Origin of the sequence: Leifsonia sp. 2MCAF36 (genome assembly GCF_052115525.1) — a bacterium.
GTDB lineage: Bacteria > Actinomycetota > Actinomycetes > Actinomycetales > Microbacteriaceae > Leifsonia.
The window spans coordinates 244,880-271,423 of the sequence record NZ_JBFRGV010000006.1 but is presented as its reverse complement, the minus strand read 5'-3'; the positions used below and the strand labels follow the sequence as shown (position 1 = coordinate 271,423).

The 26,544-nt window shown below is 68.8% G+C and carries 23 protein-coding genes, 2 tRNA genes and 1 pseudogene; 16 read left to right on the top strand and 10 right to left on the bottom strand.

Annotated features, from left to right (window positions below; translation table 11 throughout):
• Positions 1 to 2: 2 nt before the first annotated feature.
• Positions 3 to 485, bottom strand: coding sequence for a Dps family protein (locus AB4079_RS11340; protein WP_441787391.1), 483 nt, complete (start codon positions 483 to 485; stop codon positions 3 to 5).
• Positions 486 to 642: 157 nt separating this feature from the next.
• Between AB4079_RS11340 and AB4079_RS11335 the strand changes: the two genes are divergently transcribed.
• Together AB4079_RS11335 and AB4079_RS11330 are read left to right on the top strand one after the other, a co-directional pair.
• Positions 643 to 2,034, top strand: coding sequence for a sensor histidine kinase (locus AB4079_RS11335; RefSeq protein WP_441787390.1), 1,392 nt, complete (start codon positions 643 to 645; stop codon positions 2,032 to 2,034).
• Between the two features lie 141 nt (positions 2,035 to 2,175).
• Positions 2,176 to 2,835 carry a response regulator transcription factor gene (locus AB4079_RS11330; protein WP_441787389.1) on the top strand — a complete coding sequence of 220 codons (660 nt, stop codon included), beginning with the start codon at positions 2,176 to 2,178 and terminating at the stop codon, positions 2,833 to 2,835.
• A gap of 32 nt (positions 2,836 to 2,867) precedes the next feature.
• On the opposite strand, the gene AB4079_RS11325 is transcribed toward AB4079_RS11330, so the two are convergent.
• Together AB4079_RS11325 and AB4079_RS11320 are read right to left on the bottom strand one after the other, a co-directional pair.
• Positions 2,868 to 3,548, bottom strand: coding sequence for a hypothetical protein (locus AB4079_RS11325; protein WP_441787388.1), 681 nt, complete (start codon positions 3,546 to 3,548; stop codon positions 2,868 to 2,870).
• A gap of 123 nt (positions 3,549 to 3,671) precedes the next feature.
• Positions 3,672 to 3,745: transfer RNA gene (locus AB4079_RS11320), tRNA-Gly, on the bottom strand.
• A gap of 119 nt (positions 3,746 to 3,864) precedes the next feature.
• Between AB4079_RS11320 and AB4079_RS11315 the strand changes: the two genes are divergently transcribed.
• The 6 genes from AB4079_RS11315 to clpX all read left to right on the top strand — a co-directional run bounded on the left by AB4079_RS11315 (position 3,865) and on the right by clpX (position 9,012).
• Positions 3,865 to 3,939: transfer RNA gene (locus AB4079_RS11315), tRNA-Pro, on the top strand.
• Positions 3,940 to 3,996: 57 nt separating this feature from the next.
• Positions 3,997 to 5,403: a trigger factor gene (gene tig / locus AB4079_RS11310; protein ID WP_441787387.1), complete on the top strand. Its 1,407-nt coding sequence runs from the start codon at positions 3,997 to 3,999 to the stop codon at positions 5,401 to 5,403.
• A gap of 161 nt (positions 5,404 to 5,564) precedes the next feature.
• Positions 5,565 to 6,053, top strand: coding sequence for a tetratricopeptide repeat protein (locus AB4079_RS11305; protein WP_441787386.1), 489 nt, complete (start codon positions 5,565 to 5,567; stop codon positions 6,051 to 6,053).
• Between the two features lie 99 nt (positions 6,054 to 6,152).
• Positions 6,153 to 6,746: an ATP-dependent Clp protease proteolytic subunit gene (locus AB4079_RS11300; RefSeq protein ID WP_441787385.1), complete on the top strand. Its 594-nt coding sequence runs from the start codon at positions 6,153 to 6,155 to the stop codon at positions 6,744 to 6,746.
• A gap of 30 nt (positions 6,747 to 6,776) precedes the next feature.
• Positions 6,777 to 7,445 carry an ATP-dependent Clp protease proteolytic subunit gene (locus AB4079_RS11295; protein WP_441787384.1) on the top strand — a complete coding sequence of 223 codons (669 nt, stop codon included), beginning with the start codon at positions 6,777 to 6,779 and terminating at the stop codon, positions 7,443 to 7,445.
• Positions 7,446 to 7,737: 292 nt separating this feature from the next.
• Complete coding sequence (clpX, locus tag AB4079_RS11290; RefSeq protein WP_441787383.1) at positions 7,738 to 9,012, top strand: ATP-dependent Clp protease ATP-binding subunit ClpX; 1,275 nt, start codon at positions 7,738 to 7,740, stop codon at positions 9,010 to 9,012.
• Here the strand turns inward: clpX and AB4079_RS11285 are convergent.
• Together AB4079_RS11285 and AB4079_RS11280 are read right to left on the bottom strand one after the other, a co-directional pair.
• Positions 8,966 to 10,270: an ion channel protein gene (locus tag AB4079_RS11285; protein WP_441787382.1), complete on the bottom strand. Its 1,305-nt coding sequence runs from the start codon at positions 10,268 to 10,270 to the stop codon at positions 8,966 to 8,968. The genes clpX and AB4079_RS11285 overlap by 47 nt on opposite strands.
• A gap of 72 nt (positions 10,271 to 10,342) precedes the next feature.
• On the bottom strand, positions 10,343 to 12,382 hold the full coding sequence (locus tag AB4079_RS11280) for a M3 family metallopeptidase (RefSeq protein ID WP_441787381.1): 2,040 nt from the start codon (positions 12,380 to 12,382) through the stop codon (positions 10,343 to 10,345).
• A gap of 106 nt (positions 12,383 to 12,488) precedes the next feature.
• On the opposite strand from AB4079_RS11280, the gene AB4079_RS11275 reads away from it, so the two are divergent.
• Genes AB4079_RS11275 through AB4079_RS11265 form a run of 3 tightly spaced genes read left to right on the top strand, consistent with a single transcriptional unit; the run spans position 12,489 to position 14,649 of the window.
• Positions 12,489 to 13,166, top strand: coding sequence for an ArsR/SmtB family transcription factor (locus tag AB4079_RS11275; protein ID WP_441787380.1), 678 nt, complete (start codon positions 12,489 to 12,491; stop codon positions 13,164 to 13,166).
• Positions 13,166 to 14,467, top strand: coding sequence for an MFS transporter (locus tag AB4079_RS11270; RefSeq protein WP_441787379.1), 1,302 nt, complete (start codon positions 13,166 to 13,168; stop codon positions 14,465 to 14,467). Before AB4079_RS11275 ends, AB4079_RS11270 begins: the two co-directional genes overlap by 1 nt.
• Complete coding sequence (locus AB4079_RS11265; RefSeq protein ID WP_441787378.1) at positions 14,464 to 14,649, top strand: hypothetical protein; 186 nt, start codon at positions 14,464 to 14,466, stop codon at positions 14,647 to 14,649. Before AB4079_RS11270 ends, AB4079_RS11265 begins: the two co-directional genes overlap by 4 nt.
• Before the next feature lie 25 nt (positions 14,650 to 14,674).
• On the opposite strand, the gene AB4079_RS11260 is transcribed toward AB4079_RS11265, so the two are convergent.
• From AB4079_RS11260 to AB4079_RS11240, 5 genes are all read right to left on the bottom strand, one after another.
• Complete coding sequence (locus AB4079_RS11260) at positions 14,675 to 14,947, bottom strand: hypothetical protein (protein ID WP_441787377.1); 273 nt, start codon at positions 14,945 to 14,947, stop codon at positions 14,675 to 14,677.
• Positions 14,947 to 15,420, bottom strand: a complete 474-nt coding sequence (locus AB4079_RS11255) for a GNAT family N-acetyltransferase (protein ID WP_441787376.1) — start codon at positions 15,418 to 15,420, stop codon at positions 14,947 to 14,949. Before AB4079_RS11255 ends, AB4079_RS11260 begins: the two co-directional genes overlap by 1 nt.
• Positions 15,421 to 15,490: 70 nt before the next feature.
• Positions 15,491 to 15,937 carry a GNAT family N-acetyltransferase gene (locus AB4079_RS11250; protein WP_441787375.1) on the bottom strand — a complete coding sequence of 149 codons (447 nt, stop codon included), beginning with the start codon at positions 15,935 to 15,937 and terminating at the stop codon, positions 15,491 to 15,493.
• A gap of 2 nt (positions 15,938 to 15,939) precedes the next feature.
• Positions 15,940 to 18,540 (bottom strand): valine--tRNA ligase, encoded by a 2,601-nt coding sequence (valS, locus tag AB4079_RS11245; protein ID WP_441787374.1) that lies wholly within the window; start codon positions 18,538 to 18,540, stop codon positions 15,940 to 15,942.
• 107 nt (positions 18,541 to 18,647) lie between these two features.
• Complete coding sequence (locus AB4079_RS11240; RefSeq protein WP_441787373.1) at positions 18,648 to 19,970, bottom strand: MFS transporter; 1,323 nt, start codon at positions 19,968 to 19,970, stop codon at positions 18,648 to 18,650.
• A gap of 48 nt (positions 19,971 to 20,018) precedes the next feature.
• Here AB4079_RS11240 and AB4079_RS11235 point away from each other — a divergent pair, with 48 nt between their 5' ends.
• The 5 genes and pseudogenes from AB4079_RS11235 to AB4079_RS11215 all read left to right on the top strand — a co-directional run.
• A complete protein-coding gene (locus AB4079_RS11235; protein ID WP_441787372.1) occupies positions 20,019 to 20,654 on the top strand; it encodes a TetR/AcrR family transcriptional regulator in 636 nt (211 codons plus the stop codon).
• A gap of 324 nt (positions 20,655 to 20,978) precedes the next feature.
• The gene (ileS, locus tag AB4079_RS11230; protein ID WP_441787371.1) at positions 20,979 to 24,353 is read left to right on the top strand and encodes an isoleucine--tRNA ligase; all 3,375 of its coding nucleotides are present in this window, start codon (positions 20,979 to 20,981) and stop codon (positions 24,351 to 24,353) included.
• A complete protein-coding gene (locus tag AB4079_RS11225; protein WP_441787370.1) occupies positions 24,350 to 25,717 on the top strand; it encodes a bifunctional folylpolyglutamate synthase/dihydrofolate synthase in 1,368 nt (455 codons plus the stop codon). The genes ileS and AB4079_RS11225 overlap by 4 nt, the downstream gene beginning before the upstream one ends.
• The gene (locus AB4079_RS11220) at positions 25,714 to 26,118 is read left to right on the top strand and encodes a DUF4233 domain-containing protein (protein ID WP_441787369.1); all 405 of its coding nucleotides are present in this window, start codon (positions 25,714 to 25,716) and stop codon (positions 26,116 to 26,118) included. The genes AB4079_RS11225 and AB4079_RS11220 overlap by 4 nt, the downstream gene beginning before the upstream one ends.
• Positions 26,115 to 26,444 (top strand): annotated as a pseudogene (locus tag AB4079_RS11215) (nucleoside-diphosphate kinase); the annotation flags it as partial. The gene AB4079_RS11220 and the pseudogene AB4079_RS11215, both read left to right, overlap by 4 nt.
• Between the last annotated feature and the right edge of the window lie 100 nt (positions 26,445 to 26,544).

The following is a 26,544-nucleotide window of genomic DNA, read 5'->3' as shown; positions in this document are numbered from 1 at the left end:
GACTACTCGCTGATGTGTGCGAAGAGGAACCAGCGGTCCTTGTCGAGGCCGCGGGCGATCTCGATCGCCACGTCCTGGCTGGTCTGGTCGAGCTCGGCGAGCTCCCGGACGGCCGTGTTGACCGCGGCGAGAGCCGCGTCGAGCTGGGCGATGACCTCCGCGATCGTCTCGTTGGAGGGGCGGAACCCCGCGGTGAGCTCTCCGGTCGTCGTCTTGGCGGCGACCGTGCCGAGCCGCGCATCCACCGGCAGGCCGAGGGCGACGATGCGCTCGGCGGCCAGGTCCGCCCACTCCTGCGCGTGGGCGACGATCGTGTCGAGCAGCTCGTGCACACCGATGAAGTTGGCGCCGCGCACGTGCCAGTGCGCCTGCTTGCCGTTCACCACGATCGCCGTGAGGTCGAGGACCACGGGGGTGAGGAACTGGGCGACCCCGGCAGCGATGTCCGGGTTGGAGACACTCTGGGTTGCAGCGATGTCCGTCATGGATGGGCGTCCTTTCTTCTGCCTGGCTCAACGCTACTCAGGCCCCGGAATTCCGCAACGAAGCCAAGGCTCCGCTAAGTACGGTCGGGTTAACCCCCGCACCGTTCCGGAGGGCGGCGGGATGTGCTGCGCGCGCGCACGCCGCGAGGCTGAGGTCATGCCCTCCGAATTCGTACCCACTTCTGCCACGCTGGATGCCGTGACCGCATCCGGAACCGCCTCCACCCGGGCCCCGCAGCGCGCTCGCTACGGCGCCCTGTGGCGCCTCGTACCCCGGGAGCTCGGCTTCCTCCTGCTCACCATGCCGATCGCCATCATCGGCCTGTCCGTGCTGATGTCGCTGTTCTGGACGGGCGTCGGCACCATCGTCATCTACGTCGGCTTCTTCATCGTCGTCGCCGCCTTCTACACCGCCCGCGGCTTCGGCATCGTCGAGCTGACCCGCCTCGAGTGGGCGGGACGCCCCTCCATCCCGCGCCCGGTGTGGGAGAAGCCGGGCGCGCCGCGCACGTTCTGGCGCTCTCTGTTCGGCCCGTTCGCGAACGGCCACTACTGGCTCTACCTGCTCCACGGCATGCTGATCAACCCGATCCTGAGCATCGTGTCGTGGACGGTGACGGTGGTGTGGCTGTCGGTGGCGCTCGGTGGTCTCACCGGTTGGATCTGGGAGCCGTTCATCCCGCAGGGCGGTCGTGATGTGTTTCTGTCGCAGACGGTGGTGGATGCGGTGTTCCGCACGCACTCGACCTTCGACCCGACCGTCGGCGACCGCATCCTCTACTTCATTGCAGGTGTGCTGTTCGCCGCCTCGCTGCCCTTCGTGACGCGCGGTTTGACCCTGGCCCACGACGCCGTCGCCCGCGGGCTGCTCGGCCGCTGGCCGTCCGAGGCCCTGCAGCGGGAGGTCGCCGACCTGGACGCCTCCCGCGGTGCGGCGGTCGCCGCCGAGGACCAGGCGCTCCGCCGGCTGGAGCGCGACCTCCACGACGGACCGCAGCAGCGACTCATCCGCCTGCAGATGGACATCGCCGCCGCCGAGCGCAAGCTCGGGGACGACCCGGAGGCCGCCGCGGCCCTGCTCGCGGAGGCCCGCCAGCAGGCCGGCGACACCCTGGAGGAGCTGCGGGCGCTGTCCCGCGGCTTCGCGCCGCCCATCCTGCAGGACCGTGGCCTGGTGGCCGCCGCCGACTCGCTGGCCGCGCGCAGCCCCATCCCGATCACGCTGGAGTCGTCGCTGGAGGCGGGGGAGCGGTTCAGCCCCGAGATCGAGCGCAACGCGTACTACGTGCTCGCCGAGCTGGCCGCGAACCTGGCCAAGCACTCCGGCGCGTCGGCGGCCCGACTCTTCATCGACCGGTCGGTGGATGCGACGGGCGCGCCGTGGCTGAACGTCTGGCTGACCGACAATGGGCGCGGCGGCGCGTCCCTTCTCGAAGGCCACGGGCTGCGCGGTCTGGAGGAGCGCGTCCGCGGCCTGCGCGGTGAGCTCGTCGTGGAGAGCCCACTCGGCGGCCCCACCCGCGTCGGCGCGCGCATCCCGCTCGCCTGAGCCGCGCCCTTCTCAATCCCTCCGCCCCGCCCCGCCATCGAGTCCACAGAAATTGCCCACCGGACCGGCGTGTCGCGTGCAGTTTCTGCGGACTGGATGGCGGGGCGGGGCGGAGTTCGGCTTGGCCTCTAGGCTGGGAACGTGCCGAGCGAAGCCCGACCCCTGCGTGTCGTCGTCGCGGACGACTCCGTCCTCCTGCGAGAGGGCCTCATCCGGCTCTTCGACGAGGCCGGCCTCGACACCGTCGGCGCCTTCGGCGACGCGGACACGCTCCTGGAGTCGCTTCCCGACCTGATGCCGGACGTGGTGGTGCTGGATGTGCGGATGCCGCCCACGTATCGCGATGAGGGCGTTCGTGCTGCTCTGCGCATCCGGCGCGAGCATCCGGACGTCGCCGTGCTGCTGCTGTCGCAGTACGTCGAGGGCACGTACGCGCAGGAACTCCTGGCCGCAGGCGACGGCGGCACCGGCTACCTCCTGAAGGACCGCATCGCGTCGCTGGACGAGCTGAAGGATGCGGTCACCCGCGTCGCGGCCGGCGGCACCGTGCTCGACCCGCAGGTGGTCCGCGAGCTGCTCACCCGCCGCACCGACCCCCTGGCGACGCTGACCCCGCGCGAGCGGGAGGTGCTGGAACTGATGGCAGAGGGTCGCACCAACGCGGGCATCGCGGCGCGCATGCTGGTCGGCGTCGGCGCCGTCGAGAAGAACGTGACCTCGATCTTCCAGAAACTCGGCCTGGAGGACTCGGGCGACGACCACCGCCGGGTGCTGGCAGTGCTGGCGTACCTGCAGCACTAGGGGCCGCAGGCTCGGCCGCCGTCGCGCGCGTTCTACGCGGCCGGAGGGCTGGGGTTCAGCGACTGATGGATGTGGAACGCGCGCCGGTAGATGTGCAGCCCCCCCCTCAGCGACAGTCCAACCGTGAGCGCCGCGACGATGCATCCCACCACGATCGCGCCGACCGGAGCGAACCCCAGAGCCGACGTCGTGCCTCCGATCAGCAGCCCGAGCACGATGGCCTCCACGATGGTGATGATCATCATGGAACTTCCCAGGATGTTGCTCCGCCCTCGCGGATAGAAGAAGTAGTAGGTCACGCGCATACCCGCTTCATCGTCGTGAGCCGACGCGAGAAGGTACCGCTCCATCCCCGGATCGAGGGCGACGTAGGCCGCCCGCAGCCGGTTCATCGCGATGACGTACATCAGGTCTTCCGTCGCAGTGTTGTAAACGCGGATCAAAGTCACGAACCCGAGCAGAGCGAGGACGAGGAGCACTCCGAGCGCTGCGACACCGAACCACCCGTGGAAACCGCTCGCCTGGCCCAGAAAGCCGAGGGTGACCAGCCCGGCAGAGACGAGCGTCAGAAAGATGGCGATCCGCGTCAGCACTTCGCTCTGCGTCGTCGAGCGCGACGCGAGCAGACCCCAATGCTCGGTCGCGAGCAACTGCGCCCGCAGGCTGCGCTGCGCGTCGGTGAGGCCGTCCTCCGGCGTCGGTGTCGCCGTCATGCCGCCATTGTGGCGCGCGCCGCCCGCGTTGGCACCAGCGAACGCGGCTGCCTGTCACAAGCGCGATTGCGCGAGCGGTGGCGAACGCAACAAGCGGGGGCCGACGCGGGAAGACGGGGCAAATGGAGGGGATGACGGGAATCGAACCCGCGTAATCAGTTTGGAAGACTGAGGCTCTACCATTGAGCTACATCCCCGGGGCCGCAACTGCGACACCGTGGCCGTCCTCTGTGTGACGGCCGGGAACCATCGTAGTACACGCGCCACCTGCGGGCGTGCAGTAGACTTGGCGGCGGTCTTTCGCACCGTTTCATCCCGGGGCGTAGCTCAGCTTGGCTAGAGCGCCCGCTTTGGGAGCGGGAGGTCGCAGGTTCGAATCCTGTCGCCCCGACGAGGACCTTTCCTTGCGAGAAGACCACCGTTCAACATTCAGGAGAACCCACACATCGTGAAGACCACGGTCGAGAAGCTCAGCCCCACCCGCACCAAGCTCGTCATCTCGGTGACGCCGGAGGAGTTGCAGCCTTCCATCAAGCACGCGTACGAGCACATCGCCGAGCAGGTGACCATCCCCGGTTTCCGCAAGGGCAAGGTGCCTGCGCCCATCATCGACCAGCGCGTCGGCAAGGCCGCCGTGCTGGAGCACGCGGTCAACGAGGGGCTGGACGGGTTCTACCGTCAGGCCGTCGAAGAGAACGACGTGCGCCCGCTCGGCCGTCCGGAGGCGGACATCACCGAGTGGCCGAACGAGAAGGACTTCTCGGGCGACCTGCTGCTCACCATCGAGGTGGATGTGCGCCCCGAGGTCGCTCTGCCGGCCTTCGACGACATCACCATCACGGTCGACGCGGCCGAGGTCAGCGTCGACGACGTCGAGGAGGAGCTCGACCGCCTCCGCAGCCGCTTCGGAACGCTCGTCACCGTCGACCGGCCGGCCAAGAACGGCGACTTCGCGCAGATCGACCTGGTCGCCGTGATCGGCGACGAGGAGGTCGACACCGCCGCGAACATCTCCTACGAGCTCGGTTCCGGCGAGCTCATCGAGGGTATCGACGAGGCCCTCGACACCCTCACCGCCGGTGAGACCACCACCTTCGAGGCCCCGCTCATGGGCGGCGACCACGAGGGCGAGAACGCGCAGATCACCGTCACCGTCAACGCCGTCAAGGAGCGCGAGCTGCCCGAGGCCGACGACGACTTCGCGCAGATCGCCAGCGAGTTCGACACCATCGGCGAGCTGCGACAGAGCCTGCGTACACAGGTCGAGCGCGCCAAGGTCTTCGGGCAGGGCACGGCCGCCCGCGACCAGCTGGTCGACAAGCTCCTCGAGCTGGTCGAGATCCCCGTACCGGCACAGCTGGTCGAGGACGAGGTGCACCGCCACCTGGAGCAGGAGAACCGCCTCGAGGACGACGTCCACCGCGCCGAGGTGACCGAGTCCAGCGAGAAGACCTTCCGGACGCAGATCCTCCTCGACGAGGTCGCGCAGGCGAACGACGTCAAGGTCAGCCAGGACGAGCTCACCCAGTACCTCATCCAGGGTGCCGGCCAGTACGGCATGGACCCGAACGAGTTCGTCAAGATCCTGTCCGAGAACGGCCAGATCCCGTCGATGGTCGGTGAGGTCGCCCGCAACAAGGCCCTCGCGATCATCCTCGGCAAGGTGAAGGTCGTCGACAGCAACGGCAAGCCGGTCGACCTGGCCGAGTTCACCGCGATCGCGGACGACAGCGACGCGGAGGACGCCGACGCAGACGCCGACGAGGCGGCCACCGACGAGGCTCCGGTCTCCGAAGAGGCCTCCGCCGAGAAGCCGAAGAAGCGCTCCACCAAGAAGAAGGCCGACGACAAGTAGCGTTGACACGCTAGGCGTATCCTCCTCGGAAGCCGGGCTCGCGCCCTCCGCGCGGCCCGGCTTCCGTGCGTCCGGCCCCGGCCACAGCATCTGTGGGACGCAACACGCCGTCTGGCACCATGGGCTGACGGCGTGTTGCGTCACATAGATGAGGAGTCCGGATGACCGACGACTGGCGGCAGCGAGTGGATGCGGTCTGGGCCACCGCGGATGACGCGGGGGAGGAGGCCACCCTCGCCGCGATCGACGAACTGGTCGCCAAGCGCCCCGCCAACGACGCTGAAGCGCTCTTCGAGGCCGCCAGTGCACGCGACTTCGCAGGTCGCGAGGCGGACGCCGAGCCGTTCTACCGCGCAGCCCTCGCCCACGGCCTCGGGGAGCCGTTCCGCGGCCAGGCGATCGTCCAACTCGCCAGCACCCTGCGCAACCTGGACCGGGCCGCCGAGTCGCTGAGCCTGCTGCGCGACTTCCTGGCGGCCGAGCCGGAGCATCCCCTCGCCGACGATGCCCGGGCGTTCGCTGCGCTCGCCCTGTTCGACGACGGGATGCACGCCGACGCTCTGCGTGAGGCCATCGGCGCCCTCGCGCCGCACCTCACGCGGTACGGCCGTGCCGTCACGGCCTACGCCGCCGCGCTCGACGATTTCTGAGTCCGCTCCTCCGCGCTCTCTGCCCAGGGCGAACAGCCCGGAATTGCGCGCGGCGCTCCGATAGATTCAATGCCAAGCGACAAAGGAAATGGAGCGAACATGGCCGACATGGGTATCCAGCCCAACGTTTTCGACCGACTGCTGAAGGACCGGATCATCTGGCTCGGCTCCGAGGTGCGGGACGAGAACGCGAACGAGATCGCCGCGAAGCTGCTGCTCCTGGCTGCGGAAGACCCGAAGCGGGACATCTACCTCTACATCAACTCTCCCGGCGGATCGATCACCGCCGGTATGGCCATCTACGACACGATGCAGTTCGTCCCGAACGACATCGTCACCGTCGGTATCGGCATGGCCGCCTCGATGGGCCAGCTGCTGCTCACCGCAGGTACAAAGGGCAAGCGCTACATCACCCCGAACGCACGCGTGCTGCTGCACCAGCCGCACGGTGGCTTCGGTGGAACCGCGAGCGACATCCAGACGCAGGCGCAGCTCATCATCGACATGAAGAACCGCCTCGCCGAGATCACCGCGGAGGCGACGGGCAAGTCCGTCGAGCAGATCAATGCAGACGGCGACCGCGACCGGTGGTTCACCGCGCAGCAGGCTCTCGAGTACGGCTTCGTCGACCACATCCGCGAGTCCGCCCTCGATGTCGCCGGTGGCGGCGGAACCGGCGCGGACACCAAGTAGCAGGCCGCTGACAAGGATAAGGACACAAGAATGAATACCCCCATGCTCGGCGGTCAGGCTTTCGGTGGCGTGCAGGCACCAGGCGCCCGCTACATCCTGCCCAGCTTCGAGGAGCGCACGGCCTACGGCTACAAGCGTCAGGACCCGTACGCGAAGCTCTTCGAGGACCGCATCATCTTCCTCGGCGTGCAGGTGGACGACGCTTCGGCGGACGACATCATGGCCCAGCTCCTCGTGCTCGAGAGCCAGGACCCGGACCGCGACATCGTCATGTACATCAACTCGCCCGGTGGCTCGTTCACCGCGATGACGGCGATCTACGACACGATGCAGTACATCCGCCCGCAGATCCAGACGGTCGTCCTCGGCCAGGCCGCCTCGGCCGCCGCGGTGCTCACCGCCGCCGGCACGCCGGGCAAGCGCCTTGCGTTGCCGAACGCGCGCATCCTCATCCACCAGCCCGCCGTCGGCGAGGCCGGCCAGGGGCAGGCGTCCGACATCGAGATCCAGGCGGCCGAGATCCTGCGCATGCGGGTCTGGCTGGAGGAGACGCTCTCGAAGCACTCCAACCGCTCGGTGGAGCAGGTCAACAAGGACATCGACCGCGACAAGATCCTGTCCGCGGCCGAGGCCCTCGAGTACGGCCTGATCGACCAGGTGCTCACCAGCCGGAAGAGCCTGCCGGCGCTGCTCAAGTAGTAGCCTTCGCTGCATGGCGGAACGGGGCGGTCTCTTCGAGGCCGCCCCGTTCGTCGTCTCACGGCCGACCCGGGTTCCTTCGCGCGAGTCGTGACTCGTTGCTCGTGAACGCGCCGAATTGCGACATGTGCTCGCGACTCGGCGGTGCGCGTGGAGAGGGCTCTTGGCCGGTACTTCCGCCATCTGCTGTGAGCAGAACCGCCGCGTGACCCAAAACGGCCGACCTGCGCGCCAATGTCGCCCGCACGGGTTAGGCTCGACCAAAGACACCCGACGTAGGAGGGGAAGACGGATGGCTCGCATCGGGGAAAGCGCCGATCTGCTCAAGTGTTCCTTCTGTGGCAAGAGCCAGAAGCAGGTCCAGCAACTCATCGCCGGGCCTGGCGTGTACATCTGCGACGAGTGCGTCGAGCTGTGCAACGAGATCATCGAGGAGCGGCTCGCCGAAGCGGGCGAGGAGACGTCGAGCGAATTCGACCTTCCGAAGCCGAAAGAGATCTTCGGGTTCCTCGAGGAGTACGTCATCGGCCAGGAGCAGGCCAAGCGCTCGCTCGCGGTGGCCGTGTACAACCACTACAAGCGGGTCCGGGCCAAGCAGACGATCACGTCCGCCGACTCGCTCGACGACGTCGAGATCGCGAAGTCGAACATCCTCCTGATCGGTCCGACCGGTTGCGGTAAGACCTACCTGGCACAGACCCTGGCTCGCCGGCTCAACGTCCCGTTCGCGGTCGCCGACGCCACCGCTCTGACCGAGGCCGGCTACGTCGGCGAAGACGTCGAGAACATCCTCCTCAAGCTCATCCAGGCCGCCGACTACGATGTGAAGCGGGCCGAGACGGGCATCATCTACATCGACGAGGTCGACAAGATCGCCCGCAAGGCCGAGAACCCGTCGATCACCCGCGACGTCTCCGGTGAGGGTGTTCAGCAGGCGCTGCTCAAGATCCTCGAGGGCACGGTCGCCTCGGTCCCGCCGCAGGGCGGCCGCAAGCATCCGCACCAGGAATTCATCCAGATCGACACGACGAACGTGCTGTTCATCGTGGCCGGTGCGTTCGCCGGACTCGAAGAGATCATCTCGTCGCGCGCGGGCAAGAAGGGCATCGGCTTCGGCGCTCCGCTGCACTCCAAGGGCGACGACATCAACCTCTTCAGTGAGGTGCTCCCGGAAGACCTGCACAAGTTCGGGCTCATCCCGGAGTTCATCGGCCGGCTCCCCGTCGTGACCACGGTCACGCAGCTCGACCAGGACGCGCTGATGCAGATCCTCACCGAGCCGAAGAACGCCCTGGTGCGCCAGTACCAGCGCATGTTCGAGATCGACGGCGTGCAGCTGGAGTTCGACCACGCCGCCCTCGAGGCCATCGCCGACCTGGCAGTGCTCCGCAAGACCGGTGCACGCGGTCTGCGCGCCATCATGGAGGAGGTGCTCGGCCCGATCATGTTCGAGGTGCCGTCCAGCTCCGAGGTGGCACGCGTGGTCGTGACGAAGGAAGCGGTGCTCGAGAACGCGGCGCCTACGATCGTCCCGCATCGCCCGCGGCGCGAGGAGAAGTCGGCGTAACAGCCGCCACCGGGATCAGCAACTCCGGCGCTTTCGTCACCATCAGCCACGCGGGCAGGATCGCGAGGGCGAGCAGTGGCAGGATCAACAGGTTCGCGGTCACGGCGACGCCGATGAAGATGGCGATCCAGCCGTCTCGGGCGGCCGCGAGCGTCATGCCCATCACGCCGGCTCCCACCGCGACAGCGAGCGGGATCGCGGGCACGAGCGCCGCGGCGAGTGTCCCGATCGCCGCTCCGACGAAGACGGCGGGGAACACCCGCCCACCGCGGAACCCCGAGCTGGCGGCGACGAGCAGCGCGGCGAGTTTGACGAAGAGGATGAGCGTCAGCTGGGCCGGACTGTAATCGGCACGGTTCACGACGAGGTCGCCCATCTGCGCGAGCCCCTTGAACAGCGTGATCGGACCGCCCAGCGCTCCCAGCGCGCCGAGTACGACAGCGCCCGCGACGGTCATGAGCACGGGATGCCGGATCGCGTGAAAGAGCCGGTGCAGCAGTGGAAAGAGGTACACCGCGACGAGGCCCACCGCCGTGGAGACCGCGCCGACCACCAGCGCGGCGACCACATCCCAACCGGTGATCGTAGTGAAGGCGGGCATCGGGACGGCGAAGCTGGGATGCGCCAGCAGGGTCATGGTGATCGACCCGGCAGCCGCGGCGACCAGCGGCAGGAACAGCTTGTCCCACAATGCTCCGCCGCCCTTGACCGAGGCCACGACCCCGGTGAAAGCCAGCGCCGCGGCGACCGGGGTGCCGAACAGGGCACCGAGGGTCGCGGATGCCGCCATCATCATCACGAGCTGCGCGGGCACCGCCTTCCAGAGGCGGCCGACCAGGGCGACGAGCAGGCTGATGTTGATGGCGATGATCGGGTTCTCCGGGCCCAGACTGACACCGCCGCCGAGGCCGAGAATGGCCGCAAGCGCGAGTGACGGCACGACGATCGGCCGCATCGGGGGAGAAATGAGCTCGGTGGTCGCGGAGTCGGGACCGCCATGGCCGGGCACCAGCCAGACCGTGAGGCCGACCACCAGACCGGTGAAGGTCAGAACCGCGAAGATCCACCATCCCGACGAGGGATCGACGCCCAACGCTTTCGGCAGCGCCGTCCAGTATCCCTTCGCCAGCAGGTCGCCGAGCTCGTCCACGACCCACAGGGCGAGACCGCTGAGCACGCCGATGACGACGGCCGGGACGCTGAGGAGAAGCAATTGCCGCACACTCGGTGCGGCGAGTTCCGGCTGGGTGGTCGTCATGCCCTCTCCCTCTGCGCGTTGCGCTCAGCGTAGGGGGCGGCCGGGCCGCTCGGCTAGCGTGTGCCTGCTGCCTCAGCTGTCGAGGCCGCGGCGCTTCAGCAGCGGCTCGATCTCGGCGTCGCGGCCCCGGAAATCGCGGTAGGCCTCCAGCGGGTCCTTCGAGCCGCCGACGCCGAGCAGGCGCTGACGGAACCGGTCGCCGTTCTCGCGCAGGAGACCGCCGTTCTCGCGGAACCACTCGACGGTGTCCGCGTCCAGCACCTCGCTCCAGATGTAGGAGTAGTAGCCGGCGTCGTACCCACCGGAGAAGGTGTGCGCGAAGTACGTGCTGGCGTACCGCGGCGGCACCGCCGGGTTGTCCAGCCCGACGGCGGCAAGGGCCTGCGACTCGAAGGCGGGTACGTCGGTGACAGCGTCGTCGGCGGTGATCCGGTGCCACGCCTGGTCGAGGAGGGCGGCGGCCAGGTACTCGCTGGTCGCGAAGCCCTCGTTGAAGCCCTCGGCGGCGTGCAGCCGGTCGACCAGCTCCTGCGGCATCCGCTCGCCGGTGCGGTGGTGCACGGCGTAGTTCTCGAAGACCTCCGGCCACAGCATCCACATCTCGTTGACCTGGCTCGGGAACTCGACGAAGTCGCGGAACACGTTGGTGCCGGCGAACTTGGGATACATCACCCGCGCGAAGAGGCCGTGCAGCGCATGCCCGAACTCGTGGAAGAGCGTGTTCGTCTCGTCGTAGGTGAGCAGGGTCGGCTCACCGGCCGCAGGCTTGGGAACGTTGAGGTTGTTCACCACGACGGTGGGGGTGCCGAGCAGCTCCGACTGGGAGATCAGCGGGTTCATCCACGCGCCGCCGCGCTTCGAGTCGCGGGTGTACAGGTCGAGGAGGTAGAGGCCGAGCTCGGAGCCGTCCTCGTTGCGGACCTCGAAGACGCGGGCGTCCGGGTGGTACGCGACGAGGTCCGGGCGCTCCGAGAAGGTGATGCCGTAGAGGCGATTGGCGGCGTAGAAGACGCCGTCCTGCAACACCCGCTCCGCTTCGAAGTAGGGTCGCATCGCCGCGAAGTCGACGTCGTACTTCTCGGCGCGGACCTTTCCGGTCAGGTGGGACCAGTCCCACGCTTCGACCGTCTCGCCGTCGGGCAGCATCCGCTGCAGGTCCGCCTGCTCGGCACGTGCATTGCGGGCCGCGGCGGGGGCGAGCCGGCCGAGCATGTCGGCGACGGCCTCGGGCGTGCGGGCCGTCTGGTCGGCCGTGACGTAGGCGGCGTGCGTGTCGAAGCCGAGCAGCTGGGCGCGCTCGGCGCGCAGTCGGGTGATTTCGAGCACCAGGTCGCGGTTGTCGTTCGCACCGGCGCGCCTCCCGCGCGAGCGGGAGGCGGCCATGATCCGCTCGCGCGACGCACGCCGGGTGAGGTCGGCGAGCCACGGGTGGCCGGTCGGCAGAACCAAGGTGACGACGTACTTCCCCTCGAGTCCGCGGTCGGCGGCGGCCTGCGCGGCGGCGGAGAGCTCACCCTCGCCGAGACCCTCCAGCTCGTCGGCCGTGTCGAACACGACGGCGAGTTCGTTGGTGTCGGCCAGGAGGTTCTTCTCGAAACGCGTGGTCAGGGTCGAGAGCCGCTGGTTGTATTCGCGCAGGCGCTCCTTGCCAGCGTCGTCGAGGCCGGCGCCCGCGAGCGTGAACTCGGTGTAGTACCGCTCGACGAGGTAGCGGGATTCGGGATCGAGTCCGAGCTCGTCGAGCCGGCCGTACAGGTCCGCGATGCGCGCATACAGCGCGGGGTCGAGCCGGATCGCGTCGCTGTGCGCGGCGAGCCTGGGCGCGATCTCCTCCTCCAGGGCGTTCGTGAAGTCGGTGCTGTCGGAGGAGCTCTTGTTGTAGAACACCTCGGCGACACGCTGCAGGGTCTGACCGCTCCGCTCCAGTGGGAGCATCGTGTTCTCGAACGTGGGGGCATCCGCTGACTCGACGACCGCGGCGATCTCGGCGAGCTGCTCCTGCATACCGAGCTCGACGGCCGGTCGGTAGTGCTCGTCCCGGATCTCCGCGAACGGCGGGAGGCCGTAGGGGAGTGTGCTGGGCGAGAGGAAGGGGTTCGCAGTGTCGGCCATTGCCCCAGCCTAGACAACGGCCGGGTAGTGCGCAAAGAAACCGTTGCAAAGAAAATAATGCAAAGAACGTGTTGCAAAGAACTCTTTGCATTGCTAACCTGTCGGCATGACGAACGACGATCCGCAGGTGCCGACCCCCGAAGCAGCGGACGGCAAGGGCGCAGCCGGTGCGCATCCGTGGGAAGACGCCCTCGGCATGGCGGCGCTGCGTGCGCTGGCGCATCCCCTGCGAGTCGAGATCATGAACGAGCTCTCCGACTTCGGCCCGGCAACCGCGAGCATGCTGGCTGAGCGCCTGGGGGAGTCGAGCGGAGCGACCAGCTACCACCTCCGCCAACTCGCCAAGCACGACATCATCGTCGAAGACACCGAGCGCGGCTCGGGCCGCGAACGCTGGTGGCGGATGGCCCCAGGCGGCGTCACGATCGGCTCGCCGGAGACGCTCGACACGCCGGCCGGCCGCGAGGCCAACGAGGTGATCTCGCTCGGCTGGCAGCAGAACAACGAGCGCCGCCTTTCCACCTTCCTGCGCCGAGGGCTGGATACCTTCGGCTTCGAGTGGATGGAGTCAAGCACGCTCTCGACGTCGCACCTCGAGCTCACGCGCGAGCAGCTGGCCGAGCTGGGGCGCGAGTACTACGCGCTGCAGGCGCGGTTGAAGGCGAAGTGGAAGGCGGTCGACACCGACGGCGACACCGATGGGGCCACCGATGCTGCCGTCGAGAGCAAGCGCGTCCAGATCCAGTTCAACGCATTCCCGCTGGTGGAGCAGGAGGACCGCTGATGGCTGTCACATCGGCCAGGGCGACCAGGGCACCCGCGAGGGCTCCGCTGGGCGCCGGCTTCGCGCGGCTGTGGACGGCTGCGATCGCCAGCAACCTCGCCGACGGCCTCGGCCGCACCGCGGTGCCGCTGATCGCGACGACACTGACCCGTGACCCGGCCCTGATCGCCGGTGTGGCGGCCGTGACCTATCTGCCCTGGCTCCTCTTCGGCATCCCGGCCGGGATGCTGCTCGACCGGGTCGACCGCCGGATCGCCATGGCCGTAGCGAACTCCCTCCGTTTCGCCGTCGCCACCGTGCTGGCTGTGCTGATCACGACGGACACGCTGACCATCTGGCTGCTGTACGCGTGCGTCCTGGCCTTCGGGCTGGGGGAGACGGTCTTCGACAACGCGACCACGACGGTCGTCCCGGCGCTGGTGACCCGCGATCAGCTGGACCGCGCGAACGGGCGGATGCAGTCGGCCGAGATCACGATCCAGAACTTCATCGCCACTCCCGTCGCCGGATTCCTGTTCGCGGTGGCCATCGTCCTCCCCATCTGGCTGACGGGCGCCGGCTTCCTGGTCGCCGGGATGCTCGCCCTGAGCATCCCGGTCGCCGCGGCTCGCGCCAACCGGGTGGGCGGAGGGGACCGGTCCGCACAGCAGCAGCAGCAACTGCAGCCGGCGCAGCCCGCGCTGTCCGGTGTCGTCCGCTTCCTCTGGCAGCACCGCTTCCTGCGCTGGATGATCGTGCTCACGTCGATCACCGCCTCGGCGCTGGCCTTCGCTCAGGGCAGCGTCGTCCTACTCCTGCTGCAGACCTTCCAGGTCCCCGCCGCGCTGATCGGGGTGGTCACCGCCGCGGTGGGCATCGGAGCCCTCGTCGGCGCACTGCTCTCGAGCCGGTTCGTCGCGCGCTTCGGCCGCGGGCGCGTGATGTTCTGGGCGATCCTGATCAGCGGAGTCGGCGTCCTCGGCGTGGGCGTCACGGCGAACGTGTTCGTCGCGATCGCCGCGTACGCGATCGGCGCGTTCGGCGTCTCCGTCTGGAACGTCCCGTGGGGCGCCCTGCGCCAGGCCATCATCCCGAGCGGGATGCTGGGCCGCGCCCTCGGCATCGTCCGCACCATCGGCTGGGGGCTCACCCCGATCGCCACTGTCCTGGGCGGTTTCGTCGCCCGCATCGACCTCCGGCTGCCGTTCGTCATCGGCGGCGGGCTGGTGGTCCTCCTGACGCTCGTCGCGTCGCGCCTGATCCTGTCGGCGTCCGTGCAGACGCCCGCTGCCGAACCTGTCCCGGAAGGACAACCGTCATGACCGCCGTCCTGGTCTCCACCTACCGTCCGCTGACCCACCGCCTGGCTCTCCGCATCGGTCGGGCCCTCACCGCCTGGGGCGCACGCCCGCTCTGCCGCGAGCCGTACGACGCCGAGCGCGTCGCGCGCATCGAGACCGCGCGCGACTCCGCCGCCCGCATCCTCCCGCAGCTGCCGCGCTGAGCGGACACGGAAATGCTCCGAGAGGCTACGCCTCGTCTTCCTCGTAGTCCGAGGTGTCCACTTGGACCGGCTGCGTGATGGTCGCCGAGTCTTCCTGCGGGTTGTAGCGGATCTCGGTGCCGTCGTCGAGCGTGACCACCGGCTTGGCCTCCAGCCAGGTCAGGGTCCAGTTCCAGCCGGCGGTCTCGACGTCCGTCGCGACCAGTTCCTCTTCCACGGTCTGGACCGCGTACGCGACCACTTCGGGGAGGGACGCGGGATGCGGTTCGCCGACGGCCCAGCGGGTCCCGAGCTGCATCAGGCGCGTCCCGCCTCGGTCGCGGCCTTCGCCAGATCGATTTCGTAGGTCACCCATGCGGTGCGGTCGGCGACCGCGTCGTACAGCTTCTGCGCCGTGGAGTTGTCGTGTGCGGTGATCCACTGCACGACGCCGAGTCCGCGCTGTTCCGCCAGCGAACGCACGTGCTGCAGCAGCGCTCCGCCGGCACCCTTGTCGCGCTCCTCCTCGACGACGAACAGGTCGTCGAGGAACAGGCCGCGGTCGCCTTCGAGCGGCCGCGGGAACTCGCGCACGTGCGCGAGCCCGACGATCCGATCGCCGTCGACGGCGATGAACCCGCTCTCCTCGTGTTCGGGAGCGGTGAGCCACGACCAGAGCAGGAGTGCCTTCTGGTCGGTCAGCTCGGTGTCGTAGAACTCGGCGTACTTGGCGTACACATCGAGCCAGGCGAAGAAATCGCCGTCCTTGACCGGTCGAACCTCGATCGACATGGATTCCTCCGTTCGCGTCGCACCCCGGGCTGTGAGTTCGGTGCGTATTCCGACCATATCGCGGACACGTTCAGGGGACGAGGTCGTAGGTGACCCACTTGGTCTTCTCCGCGAACCTGTCGTAGAGGCGCCGGGCGGTCTCGTTGTCCTTCGCCGTGATCCAGCGGACCACCGACAGCCCGCGCTCCTTGGCGGAGTCGCGCAGCGCCTCCAGCAGGGCCGAGCCTGCACCTGCGCCGCGCGCATCCGGTGAGACGAACAGGTCGTCGAGGTAGAGGCCCTTGCTGCCGTCGAGCGGGCGGACGAACTCGCGGACGTGCGCGAGCCCGATGGGGGTGTCCTCCTCGTCCAGCGCGAAGTACGCCTCCAGCTCGTTCTCCGGGTCTGAGATCCAGCTCCAGACCAGGAGCGCCTTCTCGTCTGTGACGGGGCTGGCGTAGAACTCGCCGTAGCCGACGTACAGGTCGAGCCAGGTGAAGAACTCGTTGTCCTGGACGGGTCGCACGCTGCTGCTCATCGTTACTCCTCGCTCGGGGTCGCGGCGAGCAGAATATCGGTGACCGACAGCTCATCGGCGGAGGCGAAGCGCAGGTCGGCGATTCTGCCCACCGAGCGCAGGTCGCCGGCGGCGGACTCCACCGCGGCGATTTCGGTCTCCGGACCGGCGATGACCGCCGAGTCGACCGGGGTGCGCTGCGAGGCCTTGGCGGCCGTCTTGGCACCGCGGATGCCGGTGAGCGCGCGGCCCACGATGGCGAGCACGTCGCGGTCGGCGCTCCAGTCCTGGGCCACCTCGGTCGCAGCCGGCCACTCGGCGACGTGGACCGATCCCTCCTGGAACCAGCTCCACGCCTCCTCCGTCGCGAACGGCAGCACCGGCGCGAAGAGCCGGAGGAACGAGGTGAGCGCCACCTGGAGGGCGACGATGGCGGAGGTCTTCTCGGGCGAGTCGTCGCCGTAGGCGCGCTCCTTGACGAGTTCCAGGTAGTCGTCGCAGAACGTCCAAAAATACGTCTCGGCGATCTCCAGCGCTCGCGCGTGGTCGTAGTTGTCTAGTGCCGTGGTGGCATCGGCCACGACCGCGGCGAGGTTGTGCAGCATGCTCCGATCGAGCGGGCTGCTCACCTGCGCGAGGTCGAGCGAGGCCGGCGCGTCGAAGCCGAGGATGAACTTGGCCGCGTTGAGCAGCTTGATCGCCAGGCGGCGGCCGATCTTGATCTGCGTCGGGTTCTGCGGGTCGAACGACGCGTCGGTGCCGAGCCGGCTCGACGCCGCCCAGTAGCGCACCGCGTCCGAGCCGTGGCGTTCCAGGATGTCGGCCGGCGTCACGACGTTGCCCTTCGACTTCGACATCTTCTTGCGGTCGGGATCGACGATGAAGCCGGAGAGGGCGGCGTTGCGCCACGGCGCCACATCCGCCTCCAGCTTCGCGCGCAGCAGCGTGGAGAACAGCCAGGTGCGGATGATGTCCTGGCCTTGCGGACGCAGGTCGAACGGGTAGACGGCGTCGAAGAGCTCGTCGTCTCGCATCCAGCCGCCCGCGAGCTGCGGGGTGAGGGAGGACGTCATCCACGTGTCCATCACGTCGTGCTCGCCGACGAAGCCGCCGGCCTGGCCGCGCTGGGCCTCGTCGTAGCCGGGCGCGGCGTCGGACGACGGATCGACGGGGAGCAGGTCTTCGGTCGGCAGGATGGGCTGGTCGAACACCGGGTCGCCGTCGGCATCGAGCGGGTACCAGACCGGGATGGGCACGCCGAAGAAGCGCTGACGCGAGATCAGCCAGTCGCCGGTGAGGCCGTTGACCCAGTTCTCGTAGCGCACGCGCATGAAGTCGGGGTGCCAGTCGATCTCGCGTCCCAGCTCGATGAGGCGCTGTCGCAGCTCCTCGTCGCGGGCGCCGTTCTTGACGTACCACTGGCGGGTGCTGACGATCTCGAGCGGGCGGTCGCCCTTCTCGAAGAACTTCACCGGGTGCTGGATGGGCTTGGGCTCGCCCTCGAGCTCGCCCGAGGCGCGCAACAACTCGACGACGGTCTGCTTCGCCGAGAACACGGTCTTGCCGGCGAGCTGGGCGTACGCCTCGCGGCCGGCTTCCGACGTGATCACCGCGGGCGGCTCGGGCAGGATGCGCCCGTCGAAGCCGATGATGGCGCGGTTCGGGAGGTCGAGCTCCCGCCACCAGACCACGTCCGTGATGTCACCGAACGTGCAGATCATGGCGATGCCCGATCCTTTGTCCGGCTGCGCCAGGTGGTGCGCCAGGATCGGCACCTCGACGTCGAACAGCGGGGTGCGGACGGTCGTGCCGAACAGCGGCTTGTACCGCTCATCGTCGGGATGCGCGACCAGCGCAACGCAGGCGGGCAGCAGTTCCGGCCGGGTGGTCTCGATGAACAGCGGGCCGTCGGCGCCGTGGAACGCCACCCGGTGGTACGCGCTCGGCTGTTCGCGGTCTTCCAGTTCGGCCTGCGCCACCGCCGTGCGGAAGGTGATGTCCCAGAGCGTCGGTGCGAGCGCCTGGTAGGCCTCTCCACGCTGGATGTTGCGGAGGAACGCCAGCTGGGAGGTATGGATCGACTCCCGGCCGATGGTGCGGTAGGTCTGCGACCAGTCGACCGACAGGCCGAGCGCGCGCCAGAGCGCCTCGAACTGCTTCTCGTCCTCGAGCGTCAGCCGCTCGCACAGCTCGATGAAGTTGCGACGCGAGCACGGCTGCTGGTCGGCCGCCTTGGTGCTCTTGTTGTCGCCGCCCTCGAACGGAGGGACGAAGTTCTCGACGTACGGGAGCGACGGGTCGCAGCGCACGCCGTAGTAGTTCTGGACGCGGCGCTCGGTGGGCAGGCCGTTGTCGTCCCAGCCCATCGGGTAGAACACGTTCTTGCCGCGCATCCGGTGGAAGCGCGCGATCACATCCGTGTGGGTGTAGCTGAAGACGTGACCGATGTGCAGCGAACCCGAGGCCGTCGGCGGCGGGGTGTCGATGGAGTAGACGGCGTCGCGACCGGCGGCGAGCGCGGCATCCCGATCGAACCGGAAGGTGCCGTCGCCCTGCCAGCGGTCGCCCCACTTGGCTTCCAGACCTTCCAGTGCGGGCTTATCTGGAACGTTCTGAGCGCTCATGGGGGTCCTCCGGTTCGAATATGTGCGGCACCGTGTCGTCGAGGTGCCTGAGTGTGGGATCCCTCCCAGAATACCGAAACTCGCCGGAGGCCAGCGCGTCGGGCGCGTCAGACCTCGTCGACGATGGGCTTCCGGCGTGCGGCGAACAGGGCCGCGACCAGGGTGATCGCCGACATGACGGCCAGCACGATGCCCGGGTGCCACCAGGCGTTGCCGGTCGCCTTGCCATAGATGAGCGTCAGCGCGGGCACGAACGAGGTCAGCAGGGCGGCGATGCTGTACGCGACCGACAGGCCGCTGTAGCGCACCTCGCTCGGGAACAGGTCGGACATCAGGCCGCCGAGGCCCGCCCAGGACAGCGTGGGCAGGATGCCGCCGATGATCATGCTGGCGACCAGCACGCCGAACGTGGCCGACTGCAGGACGAAGTACATCGGGAAGGCGACCAGCAGCGTCCCGATCGCGCCGATCGCGACGACGCGTGCCGACCCGATCCTGTTGGCCCACAGTCCGAAGAGCGGGATGGTGACCAGCTGCAGCAGGCCGCCGATGGTCGTCGCGACCAGCAGGTCCTGGTACTTGAAGCCGAGCACAGCCGTGCCGTAGTCCACCATGTAGGTGTTCATCAGCGAGTAGGAGCCGATGCCGAGGATGGCGGCGCCGATTCCGATCACGAACCCGCTGGGTGCCTTGCGGAAGACGTCGAGCACGGGGAAGCGGTCGCGCGTCCCTGTCTCCAGCAGCTTGCGGAATACGGGCGTCTCGTCGATCGACCAGCGCAGGTAGAGCGAGACCAGCAGCAGCGGGAAGGCGGTGAGGAACGGGATGCGCCAGCCCCACGCGGCGATGTCGGCAGACGACATGGTGAGGGTCAGCACGATGAAGACGACGGCGCTCAGGATGGAGCCGACCGGCGACCCGAGCTGGGGGAGCGCCGCGTAGAACCCGCGTCGCTTGGGGTTGGCGTACTCGGTGGCCAGCAGGATCGACCCGCCCCACTCGCCACCGACCGAGAAGCCCTGCACGAGACGCAGCAGCACAATGGCGACCGCGCCGAACCAGCCGGCCGCCGCGTAGCTGGGCAGCACGCCGACGAGACCGGTGCTCAGCCCCATGAGCAGGATGGTGATCAGCAGGGTCGGGCGGCGTCCGATCCGGTCGCCCAGGTTGCCGAAGACGATCGCGCCGATCGGGCGGATCACGAAGCCGGCCGCGATGGCCAGGAAGCCGGCGAGAGCGCCGCCGAAGGCGCCGAGCGGCGCGAAGAACAGGGGGCCGACGAAGAACGCGGCGAAGTAGGCGTACAGGTAGAAGTCGTACGACTCGAGCGCGGTGCCGACGAACGAGGCGATGGTGACGCGACGCGCGGTACCCGGGGTGATGCCGGGGCGGTCGGTCTCGCTGCGGACGGGGCTGGTGGTGGTAGTCACGGATGTCCTTCGAAACGGATTAATATGTGGACCGGGTCCAATAATGTCATGAGGGGGGAACGCAGGATGGTGCTCGCGCATTCCAGCCGTACGTCCGGCTCCGGTCGCCCGCGTTCCTCATCCCGCGGCCTGATCGCCGAGGCGGCGGCCGAACTGTTCCTGGAACACACCTACACGGGTGCGACGGTCGACGACATCGCGCGACGCGCGGGCGTCAGCCGGGCCACCTTCTTCAACTACTTCGGCGCCAAGAGCGACCTGCTCTGGGTGGAGGTGGACGAGGCCCTCGCCGCCTTCGAGCTGACGGTCGCCTCCGTGTCCGACGAGCTGTCGCCCATGGATGCGGTGCTGGAGGTCGTCACCCGTCTCGCCGACGCGTTCGGCCCAGGGCGGTTGCCGCTCGCCGTGACGCAGGTGGAGCTGATGGGGACCGACGCCGAGCTGCAGGCCTCCGCCCTGCCGCGCTTCCTCGCCCTGGTGCGCCGCCTGGAGGCGTTCATCGCCGAGCGGGCCAGGGCGGCTCCCGATGCGCTCCTGCCTCGCGCCGCGGCGACCGCCGTCGTCGGCGCGGCGGTGTCCGCAGCGGCCGCGTGGGCGCGCGCCGGCGTCGGCCGCGGCGCACTCACTCCGCTGGTCCGCACCGCGGTGGCGCCCGTCTGCGCCGGCTTCGCCTCCCAGCTCTGACGGAGCCCGGCGAACGCCGCCGTTCGGAAGGTTCGCTCCTGCGCGAACAGCAGCCAACGCTCCAAACAGCAGCAGACGCCCTCGTCAGTGGAAGTGCATAGAATGGGTGCACAGACGTTGATCCGGCCATCACCGGGGAGTCTTCGGAAGAACGGCGCCGGCCTCGTCAGCGCTCAGTAGAACCGAACGGGTCCGGCCCGTCACAGCCGAACGATGAGAGGCCTTCCCCGGCGACGGCGGCGGAGTGGGCAAGCGGGGTGGTACCGCGACGGGCGTGCGAGCGTCCGGCGTCCTCGTGCAGCACGTGAAACTGCCAGGAGAGAAATGCCGTACCCCAAGTCCGCGCCGGAATCGCACGAGTCCGAGCAGCGCGCCGATGAGCGCGCCGCCCTGCGCGCAGACCAGCGCGCCGAGGTCACCCCGAGCCCCGTCTTCCCGGAGATCGAGACCGACATCCTGAAGTTCTGGGACCAGGACGGCACGTTCCGCGCATCCATCGACAACCGCGACGGCGCAGAGGAGTGGGTCTTCTACGACGGTCCGCCGTTCGCCAACGGCCTGCCGCACTACGGCCACCTGCTGACCGGCTACGCGAAGGACGTCTTCCCGCGCTTCCAGACGATGCGCGGCCGGAAAGTGGAGCGCCGCTTCGGCTGGGACACCCACGGCCTGCCCGCGGAACTCGAGGCCGAGCGGCAGCTCGGCATCACCGACAAGAGCCAGATCGAGGAGATGGGCCTCGCCGCCTTCAACCAGGCGGCGAAGGACTCCGTGCTCCGGTACACCCGCGAGTGGCGCGAGTACGTCACCCGGCAGGCGCGCTGGGTCGACTTCGACAACGACTACAAGACGCTCGACACCAGCTATATGGAGTCGGTGATCTGGGCGTTCAAGCAGCTGCACGAGAAGGGCCTCGCCTATGAGGGCTACCGCGTGCTGCCCTACTGCTGGCGCGACCAGACCCCGCTGTCCAACCACGAGCTGCGGATGGACGACGACGTCTACAAAATGCGGCAGGACCAGACGGTCACCGTCACGTTCCCGCTCGTGGGTGAGAAGGCGGAGGTCCTCGGGCTGACCGGTGTCCGCGCCCTGGCCTGGACGACCACGCCGTGGACCCTCCCGACGAACTTCGCGCTCGCGGTCGGCCCGGACATCGAGTACGCGGTGCTGCCGTCCGGTCCGAACGGCGCGGCCGACTCGTACGGCGAGCCCGACCAGGGGGTCCTCAGCGGCCGCTACCTGCTCGCCACAGCCTTGGTCGGCAACTACGCCAAAGACCTCGGCTACGAGACGCCCGCCGACGCCGTCGCCGCGATCAGCGGGACGGTCCGCGGTTCGGAGCTCGCCGGCGTCGAGTACGACCGGCTGTGGGACTACTACGCCGATACCGACAAGTGGGGCACGCAGAACGCGTGGCGCATCCTCGTCGACGACTACGTCACCGTCGAGGACGGCACCGGAATCGTCCACCAGGCCCCGGCCTACGGCGAGGACGACCAGCGCGTCACCGAGAAGGCCGGCATCCCGGTCATCATCTCGGTGGACGACGGCGGCCGCTTCCTGCCCGACGTTCCGGATGTCGTGGGCCTGCAGGTCTTCGACGCCAACAAGCCGCTCACCCGCCTCCTCAAGGAGAACGGCCGGCTGTTGCGCCAGGCGAGCTATGAGCACTCGTACCCGCACTGCTGGCGCTGCCGGAACCCGCTGATCTACAAGGCGGTCTCCAGCTGGTTCGTACGGGTGACCGACTTCCGCGACCGGATGGGCGAGCTCAACCAGCAGATCACCTGGGTGCCCGAGAACGTCAAAGACGGCCAGTTCGGCAAGTGGTTGGCCGGCGCCCGGGACTGGTCGGTCTCGCGCAACCGCTACTTTGGTTCGCCGATCCCGGTGTGGAAGAGCGACGACCCCGCTTACCCGCGCGTCGACGTGTACGGCTCACTCGAGGAACTGGAGCGCGACTTCGGCCGCCTCCCGCTGAACGCCGAGGGTGAGCCCGACCTGCACCGTCCCTTCATCGACGAGCTGACGCGCCCGAATCCCGACGACCCGACCGGTCGCTCGACGATGCGCCGCATCCCGGACGTGCTCGACGTGTGGTTCGACTCCGGGTCGATGCCGTTCGCGCAGGTGCACTATCCGTTCGAGAACCGCGACTGGTTCGACACGCACAACCCGGCCGACTTCATCGTCGAGTACATCGGGCAGACCCGCGGCTGGTTCTATCTGCTGCACACGCTCGGGACCGCGCTGTTCGACCGGCCGGCGTTCAAGAACGTCATCAGCCACGGCATCGTCCTCGGCAGCGACGGTCAGAAGATGTCCAAGTCGCTGCGGAACTACCCGGACGTGAACGAGGTCTTCGACCGCGACGGGTCGGATGCGATGCGCTGGTTCCTGATGTCGAGCCCGGTGCTGCGCGGCGGAAACCTCGTCGTCACCGAGGAGGGCATCCGTGAGGGTGTTCGCCAGGTGCTGCTGCCGCTGTGGAACACCTGGTACTTCTTCTCGCTGTACGCCAACGCGAGCGGCTATGAAGCGAAGCGCGCCACCACGTCCACCGACGTGCTCGACCGCTACCTGCTCGCCAAGACCCGCGACCTGGTGGAGGCCGTCACCGCCGACTTCGAGGCGCTGGACTCGACGCTGGCCGCGGCCAAGCTGCGCGACTTCGCCGACGTGCTCACCAACTGGTACGTGCGCCGCTCGCGCGATCGGTTCTGGGAGGGCGTGGACGAGGCCGGCAACGGTTCGGAGGCGTTCGACACCCTGTACACGGTGCTGGAGACCCTGACCCGTGTCGCAGCGCCGCTCCTGCCGCTCGTCAGCGAGCGGATCTGGAAGGACCTGACCGGCGGTCGCTCCGTGCACCTCACCGACTGGCCGGACGCCGCCGAGTTCCCGGCGGACGACGCCCTGGTGGATGCGATGGACCGCATCCGCGCGGTCAGCTCGACCGCGCTGTCGCTGCGCAAGCAGGCCGGCCGCCGGGTGCGGCTGCCGCTGGCGTCGCTGACCGTGGTCGCCGAGAACGCGGAGGCGCTGCGTCCGTTCGAGGGCATCCTGCGCGACGAGCTCAACATCAAGGCGGTCGAACTCGTCGAACTGCATGAGGACAGTGCCTCCCGTTACGGCATCACCAGCAAGCTGACCGTCAACGCCCGTGCGGCCGGCCCGCGACTCGGCAAGCAGGTGCAGCAGGTCATCCAGGCGGCCCGCGCCGGCGACTGGGCCGAGCAGAACGGGGTCGTGACCGTCGGAGGAATCGAGCTGGCCGACGGCGAGTACGACCTGGTGATGGAGACCTCGGGCGGCGGCGACGGGGGCTCGGCACTCGCCCTGCTCACCGGTGGCGGCTTCGTGCTGCTCGATACGGAGACCACGCCGGAGCTGGAGGCGGAGGGGCTGGCGCGCGACATCATCCGTGCCGTGCAGGACACCCGCAAGGCGGCCGGGCTCGACGTGAGCGACCGTATCCGGCTCGACCTCGGCTTCTCGCACGAGGACGACGCGGCTGCCCTTCACCTCGCTACCAGTGTCGACATCGCGTCGGAGACCCTCGCGTTGGCGGTTGAGGTGATGAGCGGAGCATCGCACGGGGAGCCCTCCGGCTACCGGAAGGAGTTCCCGGCAGGCGAGTTCGCCAACGCCGGCGCCTTCACCGTCGGTGTGACCAAGGCAGAGGAGGCGTCGTGACCGACGAGGACGAGTACCGCGAGCGGGCGGACGAGGTCTACCAGGCGCTGCTGGCGCGTGTGGGCGAGGGAGCCCCGGAACGACGGCTCGACGCCACCCGACGGGCCGTGGAGCTGCTGGGCGACCCGCAGCGCGCGTACCCGATCATCCACGTGACCGGTACGAACGGGAAGACGTCGACCAGCCGCATCGCCGAGAGCCTGCTGCGCGCCTACGGGCTGCGCACCGGGCTGCTGACCAGCCCGCATCTGGTGCGCTTCAACGAGCGCATCGTCATCGACGGCGAGCCGATCGGCGACGAGGCGCTGGTGCGCAACTGGGACGACATCAGCCCGTACCTCGACATCGTGGACTCCGAGCTCACGGAGGCGGGGAAGGCGCCGCTGACCTTCTTCGAGGCGCTGACCGCACTCGCCTACGCGGCGTTCGCGGACGCGCCGGTCGACGTCGCCGTCGTCGAGGTCGGGATGGGCGGCGAGTGGGACTCCACGAACGTCGGTGACGGTCAGGTCGCGGTGTTCACGCCGATCGCGCTCGACCACACCAAGGCGCTCGGTGACACGGTCGAGGAGATCGCGCGCACCAAGTCCGGCATCATCAAGCCGTCGGCCGATGTGGTCTCGTCCGGGCAGAGTCCGGAGGCCGACCGCGTCCTGCGCGAGGCGGCTGAGCTCACCGAGTCGACCTTCGCCGAGCAGCCGCGCGACTTCGATGTCGCAACCACGCGCGTCGCCGTCGGAGGCCAGCTGGTCACCGTGCGGGGGAGGGCGGCCACCTACGACGACGTCTTCCTGCCGTTGTACGGCGACCACCAGGCGCAGAACGCAGCGGTCGCCGTGGCCGCGGTCGAGACCTTCCTCGGCCGGGGCGGCCAGCCGCTCAAGACGGACCTCGTCGAGGAGGGGTTCGCCACGGCGACCTCGCCCGGGCGGCTGCAGCTGATCGGCATCGAGCCGAGCATCATCGTCGACGCGGCGCACAACCCGGCAGGCGCCGAGACGCTCACCGAGGCATTGCGCAGCTATTTCGACTTCGACGGGATCACCTTCGTCGTCGGCATCCTGGGCGACAAGGATGCGCGGGGCGTCATCCGCGCGCTCGCACCCGTCGCGACGCAGTTCTTCGTGACCCGCCCCGATTCGGAGCGGGCGCGGGACGCGGAGGAGCTGGGCGACCTGGTCCGCGACGAGGTCGGCGACGAGGCGACGATCGTCTACTCGGACGCTATCGACGCCCTCGAGGCCGCTCGCGACTGGGCGGGCGAGGAGGCGCGCCGCGCCGTCGTCGTCGCGGGGAGCATCGTGCTGGTCGGCCAGGCGATGGCGCACGCCGAGGAGCAGGAGTGGAAGCAGGCGGCCTCGTGACCGATGCTCCGCAGGCCGCGGGCCGGCCGCGTCGTCAGCGTTCCCTCCGCGAGATGCTCGGCTCCATCGTCCTCGGATTCGAGTTGCTTGTCGTCTTCCTCGGCGCACTGGTGCTCTTCGGGCTGCATTCCCTGCCGGCTTGGCTGGCTCTCGGCGGGGGAGCGGCGCTGATCGTGCTGATGATCATGGCGATCGGGCTGCTGCGGAGCACGGCAGGCGTCGTGCTGGGATGGATCGTGCAGCTGATCGTCGTCGCCGCAGGCCTGCTCGTCCCCGCATTCTTCATCGTCGGCGCGATCTTCACCGCCATGTGGGCGTACTGCATGATCGCCGCCGCGCGCATCGACCGAAACAATCAGGCGGCCGCCCGTGCGGCCGACAACGGAACGGAGAACCCATGACCAGTGCCGTCGAAGAGACCCTCGTCCTCATCAAGCCGGATGGCGTCGCCCGCAGCCTGACCGGCGAGATCCTGCGCCGTATCGAGGCGAAGGGCTACTCGGTCGTCGACCTGCGGATGCTGCAGGCCGACCGCGAGCTGCTCGCGCAGCACTACGCCGAGCACGAGGGCAAGCCGTTCTACGAGCCGCTGGTCGAGTTCATGGAGTCCGGTCCGATCGTCGCGATCCGCCTCGCGGGCAACCGGGTGATCGAGGGCTTCCGCTCGCTCGCCGGCACGGGCCGTTCGTGGCCCGGAACGCCTCCCTTCGTCGCATTTCCGGGGTCAGCCTGTGCAGGTTTCCTCCGTTTCCGACGCCACGGAAACGGAGGTGGTTCGATGCGACCCGCCGGTTGCGAGCAGCAAACGGAGGAAGCGGGAACGGATG

Excerpts from the sequence above, each read along its gene's own strand:
- AB4079_RS11235 (WP_441787372.1), top strand. The coding sequence starts at position 20,019 with ATGAGGGGGGAACGCAGGATGGTGCTCGCGCATTCCAGCCGTACGTCC.
- ileS (WP_441787371.1), top strand. The coding sequence starts at position 20,979 with ATGCCGTACCCCAAGTCCGCGCCGGAATCGCACGAGTCCGAGCAGCGC.
- AB4079_RS11305 (WP_441787386.1), top strand. The coding sequence starts at position 5,565 with ATGACCGACGACTGGCGGCAGCGAGTGGATGCGGTCTGGGCCACCGCG.
- AB4079_RS11250 (WP_441787375.1), bottom strand. The coding sequence starts at position 15,937 with ATGAGCAGCAGCGTGCGACCCGTCCAGGACAACGAGTTCTTCACCTGG.
- AB4079_RS11285 (WP_441787382.1), bottom strand. The coding sequence starts at position 10,270 with ATGACGACCACCCAGCCGGAACTCGCCGCACCGAGTGTGCGGCAATTG.
- AB4079_RS11255 (WP_441787376.1), bottom strand. The coding sequence starts at position 15,420 with ATGTCGATCGAGGTTCGACCGGTCAAGGACGGCGATTTCTTCGCCTGG.
- AB4079_RS11275 (WP_441787380.1), top strand. The coding sequence starts at position 12,489 with ATGACGAACGACGATCCGCAGGTGCCGACCCCCGAAGCAGCGGACGGC.
- AB4079_RS11280 (WP_441787381.1), bottom strand. The coding sequence starts at position 12,382 with ATGGCCGACACTGCGAACCCCTTCCTCTCGCCCAGCACACTCCCCTAC.
- clpX (WP_441787383.1), top strand. The coding sequence starts at position 7,738 with ATGGCTCGCATCGGGGAAAGCGCCGATCTGCTCAAGTGTTCCTTCTGT.
- AB4079_RS11340 (WP_441787391.1), bottom strand. The coding sequence starts at position 485 with ATGACGGACATCGCTGCAACCCAGAGTGTCTCCAACCCGGACATCGCT.
- AB4079_RS11270 (WP_441787379.1), top strand. The coding sequence starts at position 13,166 with ATGGCTGTCACATCGGCCAGGGCGACCAGGGCACCCGCGAGGGCTCCG.
- AB4079_RS11335 (WP_441787390.1), top strand. The coding sequence starts at position 643 with ATGCCCTCCGAATTCGTACCCACTTCTGCCACGCTGGATGCCGTGACC.
- valS (WP_441787374.1), bottom strand. The coding sequence starts at position 18,540 with ATGAGCGCTCAGAACGTTCCAGATAAGCCCGCACTGGAAGGTCTGGAA.
- AB4079_RS11295 (WP_441787384.1), top strand. The coding sequence starts at position 6,777 with ATGAATACCCCCATGCTCGGCGGTCAGGCTTTCGGTGGCGTGCAGGCA.
- AB4079_RS11265 (WP_441787378.1), top strand. The coding sequence starts at position 14,464 with ATGACCGCCGTCCTGGTCTCCACCTACCGTCCGCTGACCCACCGCCTG.
- AB4079_RS11325 (WP_441787388.1), bottom strand. The coding sequence starts at position 3,548 with ATGACGGCGACACCGACGCCGGAGGACGGCCTCACCGACGCGCAGCGC.
- AB4079_RS11300 (WP_441787385.1), top strand. The coding sequence starts at position 6,153 with ATGGCCGACATGGGTATCCAGCCCAACGTTTTCGACCGACTGCTGAAG.
- AB4079_RS11260 (WP_441787377.1), bottom strand. The coding sequence starts at position 14,947 with ATGCAGCTCGGGACCCGCTGGGCCGTCGGCGAACCGCATCCCGCGTCC.